6 protein-coding genes are annotated in these 13321 nt (G+C 62.5%); 3 read left to right on the plus strand and 3 right to left on the minus strand.

Annotated elements, in window-relative coordinates:
- The first annotated feature begins 34 nt into the window (after nucleotides 1-34).
- From AC2EBU_RS16565 to AC2EBU_RS16575, 3 genes are all read left to right on the plus strand, one after another.
- Nucleotides 35-5626, plus strand: coding sequence for a beta strand repeat-containing protein (locus AC2EBU_RS16565; protein ID WP_484611554.1), 5592 nt, complete (start codon nucleotides 35-37; stop codon nucleotides 5624-5626).
- Entirely contained in the window at nucleotides 5623-8874 is a 3252-nt protein-coding gene (locus AC2EBU_RS16570) for a hypothetical protein (protein WP_484611555.1), read from the plus strand. The genes AC2EBU_RS16565 and AC2EBU_RS16570 overlap by 4 nt, the downstream gene beginning before the upstream one ends.
- A 167-nt stretch (nucleotides 8875-9041) precedes the next feature.
- Entirely contained in the window at nucleotides 9042-9983 is a 942-nt protein-coding gene (locus AC2EBU_RS16575; RefSeq protein ID WP_484611556.1) for an OmpA family protein, read from the plus strand.
- An 87-nt stretch (nucleotides 9984-10070) separates the two neighbouring features.
- Here the strand turns inward: AC2EBU_RS16575 and AC2EBU_RS16580 are convergent, their stop codons facing one another.
- Genes AC2EBU_RS16580 through AC2EBU_RS16590 form a run of 3 tightly spaced genes read right to left on the minus strand, consistent with a single transcriptional unit; the run spans nucleotide 10071 to nucleotide 13317 of the window.
- Nucleotides 10071-10463 carry a RidA family protein gene (locus AC2EBU_RS16580; protein WP_484611557.1) on the minus strand — a complete coding sequence of 131 codons (393 nt, stop codon included), beginning with the start codon at nucleotides 10461-10463 and terminating at the stop codon, nucleotides 10071-10073.
- A complete protein-coding gene (locus tag AC2EBU_RS16585; RefSeq protein WP_484611558.1) occupies nucleotides 10460-12112 on the minus strand; it encodes an AMP-binding protein in 1653 nt (550 codons plus the stop codon). Before AC2EBU_RS16585 ends, AC2EBU_RS16580 begins: the two co-directional genes overlap by 4 nt.
- Nucleotides 12109-13317, minus strand: coding sequence for an acyl-CoA dehydrogenase family protein (locus AC2EBU_RS16590; protein ID WP_484611559.1), 1209 nt, complete (start codon nucleotides 13315-13317; stop codon nucleotides 12109-12111). The genes AC2EBU_RS16585 and AC2EBU_RS16590 overlap by 4 nt, the downstream gene beginning before the upstream one ends.
- Nucleotides 13318-13321 lie beyond the last annotated feature (4 nt).

Raw genomic sequence — 13321 nt, forward strand, 5'->3', positions numbered from 1 at the left:
GGGTTTTTCTGCCCGTTTGGTTTCGTTCGCCCTCATGCTTCTGGTTGTATGGGCGCTTTCGGCTGTGCAGGCTTTCGCCCAGACCAGCGTCACCAACACGGTGTCCATCACACCTCCGGCCGGCGTGGTTAACACCAACCCCTCCACTTCGTGTTCGGGAGGGGTTTGTTCGGTTCGTGACATTGACGGCGTGTCGCCCAATGCCAACCTAGGGGTAACCAAGACCCCCAGCAGTGTCTCGGTAGGCACGGTGGGCTCGACCTTCAGCTACGTCATCACCTTTGCCAACACGGGCCCGAGTAGCGCCAGCAGCGTGCGGATGACGGACAATCTGACGGCGGCGGGGTTGACACTGGTGAGTGCGCAGGCCTCGTCCGGGACGCTGCAGACCACAACGGGGGCGGTCACCCTGACCTTGGGAACCTTGGCCAGTGGCGGCAGCGGCACGCTGACCCTGACCGTCTCGGTCAGTGCCGGCGCGGGTTCGATCACGAATGCAGTCGGGATCACGAGTACCACACCGGACAGCAACACCAGCAACAACACCGCGACAAGCACCATCAGCCGCGTGGTCAGTGCGGACCTGTCGGTAACCAAGACCCCCAGCAGTGTCTCGGTAGGCACGGTGGGCTCGACCTTCAGCTACGTCATCACCTTTGCCAACACGGGCCCGAGTAGCGCCAGCAGCGTGACGATGACGGACAATCTGACGGCGGCGGGGTTGACACTGGTGAGTGCGCAGGCCTCGTCCGGGACGCTGCAGACCACAACGGGGGCGGTCACCCTGACCTTGGGAACCTTGGCCAGTGGCGGCAGCGGCACGCTGACCCTGACCGTCTCGGTCAGTGCCGGCGCGGGTTCGATCACGAATGCAGTCGGGATCACGAGTACCACACCGGACAGCAACACCAGCAACAACACCGCGACAAGCACCATCAGCAGGGATGCCAGCGCCGACCTGACGGTGGTGAAGACGGCCAGCACGCCCAACGGCACGGGTGCGGGCGCGACGATGAGCTTTGCGATCGTGGTGAGCAACGCCGGCCCGAGCGCGGCGGCCAACGTGACGGTGACGGACGTGGTGCCTGCGGGACTGAACGTGCTCAGTGCCAGCGGCAACGGCCTGACGGTCAGCGTCAGCGGCAACAGCATCACGGGCACGACGGCCAGCCTGGCCAGCGGCGCGACGGCGACGCTGACCATCGTGGTGAGCCTGAGCAACGCCACCAGCGCGACACTGGGCTACACGAACACGGCCAGCATCACCAGCACGACGCCGGATCCGACGCCCACGAACAACACCAGCACGGCCACGGTGACGGTGGAGCCGCGCGCTGACGTGGTCACGACGGTGGATGTGCCCACCAACGCGACGGCGGGCAGCACGATCACGGCGACGGTGACGTTTGTGAACCAGGGCACCTCGACGGCCGGCGATGTGACGGGCACGGTGCTGATCAGCGGCCCGGGCGGCACGCTGACGACGGCGGTGTACACGATCGGCACGCTGGCTCCGGGGGCCACGAGCACCCAGACCATCAGCTTTGTGGTGCCGGGCAGCGGCCCGGTCAGCGCCACCAGCACGGTGACGACGACGACGCCGGAGAGCAACACGGCCAACAACAGCGGCACGGACACGATGACGGTCAATGCCAGCGCCGACCTGACGGTGGTGAAGACGGCCAGCACGCCCAACGGCACGGGTGCGGGCGCGACGATGAGCTTTGCGATCGTGGTGAGCAACGCCGGCCCGAGCGCGGCGGCCAACGTGACGGTGACGGACGTGGTGCCTGCGGGACTGAACGTGCTCAGTGCCAGCGGCAACGGCCTGACGGTCAGCGTCAGCGGCAACAGCATCACGGGCACGACGGCCAGCCTGGCCAGCGGCGCGACGGCGACGCTGACCATCGTGGTGAGCCTGAGCAACGCCACCAGCGCGACACTGGGCTACACGAACACGGCCAGCATCACCAGCACGACGCCGGATCCGACGCCCACGAACAACACCAGCACGGCCACGGTGACGGTGGAGCCGCGCGCTGACGTGGTCACGACGGTGGATGTGCCCACCAACGCGACGGCGGGCAGCACGATCACGGCGACGGTGACGTTTGTGAACCAGGGCACCTCGACGGCCGGCGATGTGACGGGCACGGTGCTGATCAGCGGCCCGGGCGGCACGCTGACGACGGCGGTGTACACGATCGGCACGCTGGCTCCGGGGGCCACGAGCACCCAGACCATCAGCTTTGTGGTGCCGGGCAGCGGCCCGGTCAGCGCCACCAGCACGGTGACGACGACGACGCCGGAGAGCAACACGGCCAACAACAGCGGCACGGACACGATGACGGTCAATGCCAGCGCCGACCTGAGTACCACGCTTTCGGTCACCCCCAACGGCACACCGGGCAGCACGATCACGGCGACGGTGACCTGGACCAACAACGGCCCGAGCACAGCGCAAAACGTCACTGGCACCGTCGTGCTGCCCAACGGCACGACGCAGACGGTTGTCATCGGCTCGCTGGCCAACGGCTCCAGCACCGTCACGGTAGTGAACTACAGCGTGCCGGCCGGCTCGATCACGACGCAGAACTGGACCGCGGGCGTGGCCACCACCACGGCCGAGAGCATCACCACCAACAACACGGTGACGGCTGTAACGCCGCTGACCGCGCTGGCTGACGTGAGCACCACAGTGCGCGTCACCCCCAACGGCACACCGGGCAGCACGATCACGGCGACGGTGACCTGGACCAACAACGGCCCGAGCACAGCGCAAAACGTCACTGGCACCGTCGTGCTGCCCAACGGCACGACGCAGACGGTTGTCATCGGCTCGCTGGCCAACGGCTCCAGCACCGTCACGGTAGTGAACTACAGCGTGCCGGCCGGCTCGATCACGACGCAGAACTGGACCGCGGGCGTGGCCACCACCACGGCCGAGAGCATCACCACCAACAACACGGTGACGGCTGTAACGCCGCTGACCGCGCTGGCTGACGTGAGCACCACAGTGCGCGTCACCCCCAACGGCACACCGGGCAGCACGATCACGGCGACGGTGACCTGGACCAACAACGGCCCGAGCACAGCGCAAAACGTCACTGGCACCGTCGTGCTGCCCAACGGCACGACGCAGACGGTTGTCATCGGCTCGCTGGCCAACGGCTCCAGCACCGTCACGGTAGTGAACTACAGCGTGCCGGCCGGCTCGATCACGACGCAGAACTGGACCGCGGGCGTGGCCACCACCACGCCGGAGAGTAATCTCGCCAACAACACCGCGACCAGTGCCCAGGCGATTGTTCTCATCGCAGACCTTGTGACCACCATCACCGTAAGTCCGGAAGGGACACCCGGAGCGACGATTACCGCGACCGTGACTTGGGTGAACAACGGGCCCAGTGCTGCAGATGGTGTTGTTGGCTCGATCATCCTGCCTGACGGCACAGTGCAGAACGTGAATATCGGAGCGCTTGGGGTTGGTTCGATTGTCCAATCTACCGCGACGTATCGAGTGCCGAACAATGCGATCGGTGAAAGTACGCTGACTTGGACTGCCGGTATATCTGGCGCAACAACCGAAACTAATCTGTCGAACAATACGGTGACTGCACCGACCATTGTTGTGACCATGGCTGATGTTTCGACCACACTCGTGGTTCCGCAGTCTGGTACACCCGGCACCACCATTTCTGTAACTGTCACCTGGGTGAATAACGGTCCAAGCACTGCGCAAAACGTAACGGGAACTGTCGTACTACCTAGCGGAGTGACTCAGACCTTTGGGTTGGGAGCAATGCCCGTTGGATCTTCCACGTTCAAGGTTGTGAGTTATTTGGTGCCGGCCGGATCCAATGCGGGTGAGTCGATGACCTGGATCGCCGGTGTCGCCACCACTACGCTTGAATCAACGCTCGCGAACAATACGGTTTCTGCTTCCACTGGAGTAGCTGCAGTATTCAATGCAAGCCTTTCAGGACGGGTCTGGCTGGATCGAAATTCGGATCGTTGGTGGCAAGGCAACCTGGATACCCCCTTGAACGGTTACCGCGTTGACGTTCTTAAGGGAAGTTTGGTGGTGGGCTCGGCCACAACTGCTGCCGATGGACGCTACAGAGTCGATGGACTGCCAACTGGCACGGGTTATTCTGTTCGCTTCACTGACTCAAGTGGCAACGTGATCTATGGCGTTCCGTTTAACCAACGCAACCTCACAGAGCGCGGCAACGTCCAGACCGGGGGCACCTTGCTGACCTCGCCGACGCAGTCGAACATTCCGGTGACTGTGTCAGGCGCGATCTCCGGTGTGACGCTGTATGCGGGTGACAACGTGGTTGAGCAGAACCTTCCGCTCGACCCGTCCGGGGTGGTCTATGACAGCGTAACGCGCAAGCCGATCGCTGGGGCCAGGGTCACACTCGAAGGTCCGCCCGGATTCAATCCTTCCACCCACCTGGTTGGTGGCGTCAATTCCATGGTCACCGCTGACGATGGGCTGTACCAATTCCTGTTCATTAACAGCCCACCAAACGGAAACTATCGTTTGAGGGTTGTTGCTCCGAATGGCTACCTGCCGACGCCTGCCGTCTTGGGTGGTGTCGCCCTGCCTCAGGGTCTCCTCAACGTTCCGAGTGGAGTCAACTACATACAACCACAAGCTGATGCTCCCGGTGTTGAATTGACCGGGCTACCGGGGACTTTGTACTACCTTGATATGCAGTGGGACTTCGGTCAGTTCCGTGAGGTCCGGCACAACCATATCCCGTTGGATCCGCTGAGTTCCGGAGCGCTGCTGATCAATAAGGTGGGTAACAAGACCGTGGCGGAAATCGGGGATTCTGTCGAATACACGATTCGTGTGAAGAACACGACCGCCCAGTCAATTCCTGGTGTTCGGGTTGAGGACTTGTTGCCCGCAGGATTCCGCTATATACCGGGTACAACGAGAGTTGCCGGTGTCTCGGTTGCAGATCCGAGCGGCGGCATAGGTCGCCAGATGGTGTTCAGTATCGGTAACGTCTCTGGCGATGCTACGGTAGAACTGAAGTACATCGTGCGCGTGGGTGTCGGTAGCCAGGAGGGCGACGGGATCAACCGGGCAACTGCCGTGTTCAATGGTGTGAATGGACCTGTCCGCTCCAATACAGCCATCTTCAAGGTCACTGTCCAGGGTGGTGTTTTCAGCAACGAGGGCTGCATCGTTGGCAAGGTTTACGTCGATTGCGATGGAAACCACGTCCAAAACAACAACAGCGGCTCGCGTGACTTGGGAGTGCCGGGCGTTCGCATTGTGATGTTGGATGGCAGCTACGTCATCACGGACTCCGAAGGCAAGTACAGCCTCTGTGGTGTCAAACCGCAGACCCATGTCATCAAGGTCGATAAGACGACTCTGCCGAGAGGCGCTCGTCTCGTCCCATCCAGCAACCGCAATGCAGGATCAGGGGATAGCATCTTTGTCGACATGCGAGCTGGTGAAATGGCCCGCGCAGACTTCATCGAAGGATCGTGTTCTGTGGAGGTTCTGGATCAGGTGAAGGCGCGCCGAACTGAAGGCCGGATCATCGTTCCTGCCAAAGAGAGCTCGGGCGAGCGTCCCGCAGAGGGAGCGAAACGATGACAGCCAGAAAGCGTAACCTCGAACTCCGCCTCAGACCCGTTGTTCTGGCAATTGGTATGTTGCCGCTCGGTTTGAACGCCCAAGTGGCGGATGGGACAACCAGTGCCGACGTGGTCGGGCGAGCCAGCGCGTTTGATACTGGGGGGCAGGCAACGGTTGGTCCGCGTCCGTTTACGTCCTTTATGGAGAGAGTTTCCTCTCCGGTTGCGAAAATCGCGGTAAGAATTCCGGCAGATAACCTGCTGGCGGACGGTGTTTCAGAAACTGAAGTCGTTGTTGACTTGCAGGGTGCCGGCGGACTGGCGCTCAAAGAGGATATCGACCTTACGATAGAAGTTGATGGAAGCGCGCGGATCGTGTTGCCTGGTGCTGTCGAGTCCGAAGGCAAGGGGCGGACCGGGGATATCGACAAGGTTCAACCTGGATACCAGGTCACAGCAAAAGGCGGGCAGTTAAAGTTCAAACTGGTTGCGCCCTACAAGCCAGGTGTGGTCAATGTTCGGGTCTCGGTCAGAGGAGTGGCCGAAAAAGTCGCGGTTCGGTATGTGCCGGATCTGCGCGAAATGATTGTTGTTGGCCTTCTGGAAGGCCGGATTCGTGCAGACAAATTCGACCCGAAAACAATTGTTCCTGTCCGAGAAAATGATCTTTTCGACCAGGAGTTGAAGGGCTTCGAGCGGGAGTTCAATGGTGGGCGGGGCCGGGCTGGGGCGCGGGCCGCCGTCTATCTCAAGGGAAAGGTCAAGGGTGAGTATCTTCTGACACTTGCTTATGACTCTGACAAAGAGACTCGGCGTGGCCTTTTTCAAGACATAGATCCGAACGCGTTCTATCCGGTGTACGGCGATTCCAGTGTCCGCGGAGTTGACGCCCAGAGTACCGGGAAGCTGTATGTCCGCCTCGACAAGAATCGTAGTTTCCTCCTGTTCGGGGATTTCACAACCCAAGATAACAGTCCCTCACGGAGTCTGAGCCAATATAGCCGGTCGCTTCCGGGACTTCGTGGCCACTATGAAGAAGGAAAAGTTATTGCTAACGCGTTCCTCGCGCGGGAGTCGTTGCGGCAGATCGTTGACGAGTTTCCGGGTCGGGGAATGTCTGGGCCCTACTCGGTCTCCAACCCGAACGGTGTTGCTGGGACCGAGAAAATCGAAATCCTTGTCCGGGATCGCAATCGCCCTTCCATCGTTCTGAAGTCAACCTTGCTGACCCGATCGGTGGACTACGAGTTTGAGCCATTTACCGGGCAGATACTTTTCAAATCTCCGGTTCCATCTTTCGACGACCAGCAAAACCCTTTGAGTATTCGAGTCACCTATGAAGTCGAACAAGGGGGTGAAAAGTTCACGGTCTCGGGTGCTGACCTGCGACTTGCCCTGACGCCGACTTTATCGATCGGTGCTGCAATTGCAAAAGACCAGAACCCGGAAGCGCCGTACGAGGTGTCAGGAGTCAACGTTCAGTTGCGATTGAGCAAGTCCACCGAACTAATCGCTGAAGTCGCGCGATCGACTTCAGTGGTGAATCAGGGAAGCAGTGGTTTCAATTCCAACACGAGCGCAGCCTTTGCGGGGCGATCTGGTGAATTCAGCGGAAATGCCGCGCGTGTGGAACTGCGGCATGACGACCAGGCGATTCGCGGCCGTGTTTATGCCGTTCGTGCTGAAACCGATTTCAACAACCCCAGTGCGGGTGTTGTAGGAGGCAAAACCGAATTGGGCGCATCCGGTGCTTTCAAGGTCAATGACAAATTGACTCTGAATGCAGAAGCCACCCGTACGGACGACAGGGTCGCCGGAAGCCGTAGCGACGCCGCCAGCGTGGGAGCTGATCTGCGCTTGAGCGACCGATTGACCATAGGGGCCGGCGCGCGTCGGGTTTCTCAGGATGCCATCTCCTTGATATCTCAGGGCTTGGTTGCCTGCAACTCAGGCATTGGCGTAAGTGGCTCTGGCTACAACAGCGGTTTCGGCATCAATCAGCAAGGAAATCAGCAGATCGATCCATTAACCGGTCAGCCCGTGGTGTGTACGGGATCGTTGCTTTCAGGCAGCACTCCTGCCGCGCCGGCGGATTTGGAGCGTACTTCGCTGTACGGACGAGTTGGTTTCAAGGTTTCGGACGCCTTGATGCTTAACGGCGAACTCCAGCGCGAAATGGGTGACAACAGCACCACCTTGTACCGTCTGGGCGCAGACTGGACGGTCGCCAAGCAGACCCGTATCTTTGCGCGCCTTGAGCACTCGCGCGCCTGGGGTGGAGCTTATGGCCTGGGCGTTGGTGACGCGGTAAGTGCGTTCTCTGTGGGTGTCGATACACAGTACATGCAGGACGGCTCGCTGTTCACCGAGTATCGACTGCGAGATGCTGCGAACGGAAGGGAAATTCAATCCGCTCTTGGTCTTAGAAACGGGTGGAAACTGTCCGAGGGCCTGCGCCTGAATACCAACTTCGAGCGTAGCAACGGAACCAGTGGCACGACAAATGCCATCGGTCTCGGTCTGGAGTATCTTGGAAGTGAGCTTTGGAAAGGCTCTGGGCGTCTTGAATGGCGTCAGGACGTGAGCAACGTCAATTGGCTGGGCACACTGTCGCTGGCGCGCAAACTGGACCGAAACTGGACTTTGTTGGCGAGGGACTACGTTAACCGTGTGCAGCCACGGGTGGCATTGGCGGGTGATCGGTTTCAGAACCGATTCCAGGTGGGATTCGCTTATCGCCCGGTTGACAACAACCAGTTTGATGCGATTGGCATGTTCGAGCGCAAGATCGACACAGACCGTGTAGCGCGAACCGATCTCAGCACCGATATTGTCAGCCTCCGTTTCAACTATCACCCGAGCCGTCCATGGTGGATCAGTGGACGGTATGCCTACAAGCAGGTTAACGAACTGCTTCTTGGAACGATCAGTGACAGCTATCGTGCGCAGTTGATTGGTGGCCGTGTCAGTTATGACATCACAAACCGCTGGACCCTGGGGGCACTCTTTACGGTGCTTCAAGGCCAGGGTGGCGCCCGCCAGCACGCCTATGGGTTGGAGGTTGGCTATGTGTTGATGGACAACCTCTGGGCGACGGTTGGCTACAACTGGCGCGGCTTCCGCGATGATGATTTGACTGGCAGCGATTACACCAATCGCGGTTGGGTGCTGGGCCTTCGCTACAAGTTCGACGAAGACACGTTCCGCAGGCGGGATGGCTCGGTCAACAAGACCATTGAGCCAACGGCCGCAGGTACAAAACCATGACGAGGACGGGTATGAAAATAATTCTCCCTCTGGCTTTGGTGGCGACAGTCCTTGCAGGTTGTGCGACCACTGGCCGGGAAGGTCCGGGTCCCTCGGGACAAGCGACCGGTCTGGCGCCCGAAAAGCAGCGAATCACAGACAGCATCATCAGGGCAGATCGAGAGAGATTGGACGCCCACCAGGATCGGCTGAGAAAACTCAACGAATCGGGTGTTCCCCAAAACCATTTCGGCTTGGCCAAAGCGCAATGCTGGCTCGATACGGCAAAAACCAAATACCTGGAGAACGACCGGACGGGCTACGTCGAAGAATCGCTTGCCGAATCTATGAAGATTGCTGCGGCTCTCGAAGCGGATCGCAAGGCTGTTGTTGGAATCGATACGCCTTTGGTTGCGCGGAGTGCCCGGTTGCGTGACGACCTTTGGAGCCGTTTGCAAGGTCACAAGAACAATGCACAGACACTGGAGTGCAACGCGCGCACGGTGGCGTGCGCCGAGGTTCGGCTCGTTCGTGCCGGCCACGCGCAGGAGCAGACCGGCTGGCGGCAAGCGACGCCACATATTGCAATGGTTGAAGATGCGTTGCGGCGCGCTGACCAGGAGGCGGCCGCTTGTCGCATGCCGGTCGCCGTTCCCAGGCCCGCCGCTGCAGCGGCCGCACCCGCGCCCGTACCCGTAGCGGCACCGGCAATGCCACAGCAAGCGTCGGTGGTCGTGCCAACGGAGACGTTTGTCATTCTGACTGACGCCTTGTTCCAGTTCGACAAGGCCAAAGCATCTGACCTGTTGCCGGGCGCATCGGTGCGGCTCGATCAGGTAGCCGAGCGGCTGAAAGCGTTCAAGACCATCCGTCAGATCACGGTCACCGGACATGCCGACCGGTTGGGTTCGCCCGACCACAATGCGAAGCTTTCCGAGACACGTGCCGCAACAATCCTGGAAGAACTGAAGAAGCGGGGAGTCCTTGCCACGAACTCGGTGGCCCGCGGCTTGGGTGAAACCAAGCCGGTGACCACAGATTGCAGCGACAAACTGGCTCGTACCGCCTTGATCCAGTGCCTGCAGCCGGACCGTCGTGTGGAAATTGAGCTCAGCGGCCAGGTTCGCTGAGGAAAAGACCGTACCACAGAGTGTTAAAAAGGTGCAGGATCGGTAGGTATCAATCTCCCGCTCCTGTTTGTGGTGGCCTGGATTCGGTCAATCCGGCACCACCGCGGTGACTTCGATCTCCACCTGGGCGCGGTCCTCCATCAGGGCGGCGACCTCCACACACGTCATCGCCGGGAAGTGGCGCCCCATCACCTCCCGGTAGGCGCGGCCCAATTCCGGCAGGCGCCGCAGGTACTCGTCCCGGCGGGTGATGTACCAGGTCATGCGCACCATGTGCTCGGGGCCGGCACCGGCCTCGGCGAGCACCGCGTGTACGTTGCGCAGCGTCTGTGCGGTCTGTTCGATGAAGTCGTCGGTCTCGAACTGCTGCTGGGCGTTCCAGCCGATCTGGCCACCCACAAACACCAGCGTGCCGCGCGCCGCCACGCCATTGGCGTAGCCTTTGGGGGTCGCCCATCCGGGCGGTTGCAGGATTTTCATGGGGTCCTCAGCTTGAAGCGTTGCAGCTTGCCGGTCTCGGTGCGCGGCAGCGTGTCGCGAAACTCGATCTGGCGCGGGTATTTGTAGGGGGCGATGGTGCTTTTGACGTGCTCCTGCAGGGTCTTGACCAAGGCATCGTCGCCGACAAAACCCGGCTTGAGCACACAAAACGCCTTGACGATCATGCCGCGGTCCTCATCGGGCAGACCGATCACGCCGCACTCGGCGACGGCGGGATGGCGCAGCAACGCGTCTTCCACCTCCGGGCCGCCGACGTTGTAGCCGGCGGTGATGATCATGTCGTCGTCGCGCGCCTGGTAGAAGAAGTAGCCGTCCTCGTCCTGCACAAAGGCGTCGCCGGGAAAGTTCCAGCCGTCCCGGACGTAACGGGCCTGCCGCTCGTCGGCCATGTAGCGGCAGCCGGTCGGGCCGATCACGGCGAGCTTGCCGACCGTGCCGCGCGGCACTTCCCGGCCCTGTTCGTCCACCACCCGGGCGTGGTAACCGGGAACCACTTTCCCGATCGCGCCCCGGCGGACGTCGGCACCGGCCGACGAGATGAAGATGTGGAACATCTCGGTGGCGCCGATGCCGTCGGTCATCTCGATGCCGGTGGCGTCCTTCCACAACTGGCGCGTCGCATCCGGCAGGCCTTCGCCGGCGCTCACGCAGGTGCGCAGCGAGGGCAGTCCGATGGCTTTGGCGAACGGCGCCATCTGCCGGTAGAAGGTGGGCGCGGTGTAGCAGATGGTGGCCCCCACGTCGCGGATGAGCCGCACCATGGCCTCGGGGGTGTAGGTGATGTCCGGGTAGTAGACCGAAGCGCCGGCTGCCATCGGGAAGATCAGCATGCCACCCAGACCGAACGTGAAGGCCAGCGGTGGCGAGCCCATCACGATGTCGTCGGGTGTGGCGCGCAGCACATGGCGGGGCCAGGCCTCGCAGGCCGCCAGCACGTCGCGGTGGGTGTGCACCACCGCCTTGGGTTTGCCGGTGGTGCCGGAGGTGAAGGCCAGCAGCGCAATGTCGTCGGCGGCGGTGGGGCAGGCGGTGAAGTCGGCGGGCTGCCGGGCCGCGCGCGCCTCCAGCGAACCCGCGACGCCATCCTGGTTGAACGGCACGATGGTGGTCAGCACCGGGTGCCCGGCCTGCGCGGTGCGCAGCTCGTCCAGCAGCTTGCCGTCGCACAGGGCAAGCGTGGGCTGCGCCTTGTCGATGATGTCGCCGAGTTCGCGGGCGCGCAGCAGCGGCATGGTGGCCACCGCCACCAGTCCGGCCTTGACCACCGCCAGCCAGGCCAGCGCCATGGCCACCGAATTGCCACCGCGCAGCAACACCCGGTTGCCGGGCACCAGGCCCAGTTCACCCGTGAGCACGCGGGCGATGCGGTTCACCTCCGCCTCCGCCTGTGCGTAGCTGAGGGTGCGCGTCGGGCTGCGCAGCAGCGGGTGCTCGCCCCAGCCGCGGGCGTGGGCGCCGCCCAGCAGCGTGGCGACCAGATTGGCCGCGTCCGGGATCTGCAGCTCGGGCCGGTCGTAGCGCAGGTCGGGCCATTGGTCCCGTGGCGGCAGGCGGTCGTGCACAAAGCGGTCGGTCTGCGCGCTGGGCGCACCGGCGCCGGAAGAAGCGCCGGACAAAACATCCGTCATGGGGTGGCCTCCTGCAGAACGGCTTTGCCGATGATGAGCTGTTGAACTTCGGTGGCGCCTTCGTAGATGCGCAGCGAGCGGATGTCGCGGTACAGGCTTTCCACCTTGGCGCCTACCTCCACGCCACGCCCGCCGTGCATCTGCAGCGCCATGTCGATGACCTTCTGGGCGTTTTCGGTGGCGGTCATCTTGGCCGCAGCGGCGGCGACGCTGCGCTCGCGCGCGCTGCCGCTGGCCAAGTCGCGCATCCACGCCGCGCGGTAGGTCAGCAGCGCGCCAGCGTCGATCAGCGCGGACATTTCGCCCAGTTTGGCCTGGGTGAGCTGGAAGTCCGCCAGCGTCTGGCCGAACATGCGGCGCTTTCGCGCCCAGGCCACCGCCTCGGCCAGCGCGCGGCGCGCCATGCCCAATGCGGCCGCTGCCACCGACGCGCGGAAGATGTCCAGCGTCTGCATCGCCAGCTTGAAGCCACCGTTGACCTCGCCCAGCAGCGCGTCGGCGGGCACGCGGCAGCCGTCGAACACCAGCGTCGCCAGCGGGTGCGGCGCCATCACGTGGATGGCGCGGCTGGCGTCCAGACCCGATGTGCCAGCGTCCACGATGAAGGCGCTGATGCCCCGGCTGCCGCCCTGCGGGTCGGTCTTGGCGAACACGCAGTAAAAATCGGCCAGCCCGCCGTTGCTGATCCAGGTTTTCTGGCCCTGAATCACAAAATCCGAGCTTTTTTGGCCGTGACCCAGCGTCATTTGGTCATTATTTGCTATGGTTTGCATAGCGGCCACGTCCGAACCCGCGTCCGGCTCGCTGAGCGCAAAGGCGGCGATCTTGTCGCCCCGGGCCACCGCCGGCAGGTAGGCCGCCTGCTGCGCCGGTGTGCCGGCCAGCGAAATCGCGCCGCTGCCCAGGCCCTGCATCGCAAACGCGAAATCCGCCAGCGGCGAGTGGAACGCCAGCGTTTCCCGCAGCACCACCAGCGCCCGCGAATCCAGCGCGGGCAGGGCGCCGCCGTGTTCGGCCGCCACGCAATAGCGCAGCCAGCCGGCATCGCCCAGGCGGCGCACCCAGTCGCGGCAGGCGGCGCGGTCGTCGGCCTCGTCGACATCCTGCGCCGGCGCCCAGGCGCGCAGGCCGTCGGCCAACTGCCGGTGGGCAAGGTCAAAGAAGGGCAGCGCGAGGTGGCCGGCGGGTGCGCGCAGATCGGTCATGGCC

This window comes from Curvibacter sp. T50, assembly GCF_057219955.1.

Excerpts from the sequence above, each read along its gene's own strand:
- AC2EBU_RS16565 (WP_484611554.1), top strand. The coding sequence starts at position 35 with ATGCTTCTGGTTGTATGGGCGCTTTCGGCTGTGCAGGCTTTCGCCCAG.
- AC2EBU_RS16570 (WP_484611555.1), top strand. The coding sequence starts at position 5,623 with ATGACAGCCAGAAAGCGTAACCTCGAACTCCGCCTCAGACCCGTTGTT.
- AC2EBU_RS16585 (WP_484611558.1), bottom strand. The coding sequence starts at position 12,112 with ATGACGGATGTTTTGTCCGGCGCTTCTTCCGGCGCCGGTGCGCCCAGC.
- AC2EBU_RS16580 (WP_484611557.1), bottom strand. The coding sequence starts at position 10,463 with ATGAAAATCCTGCAACCGCCCGGATGGGCGACCCCCAAAGGCTACGCC.
- AC2EBU_RS16590 (WP_484611559.1), bottom strand. The coding sequence starts at position 13,317 with ATGACCGATCTGCGCGCACCCGCCGGCCACCTCGCGCTGCCCTTCTTT.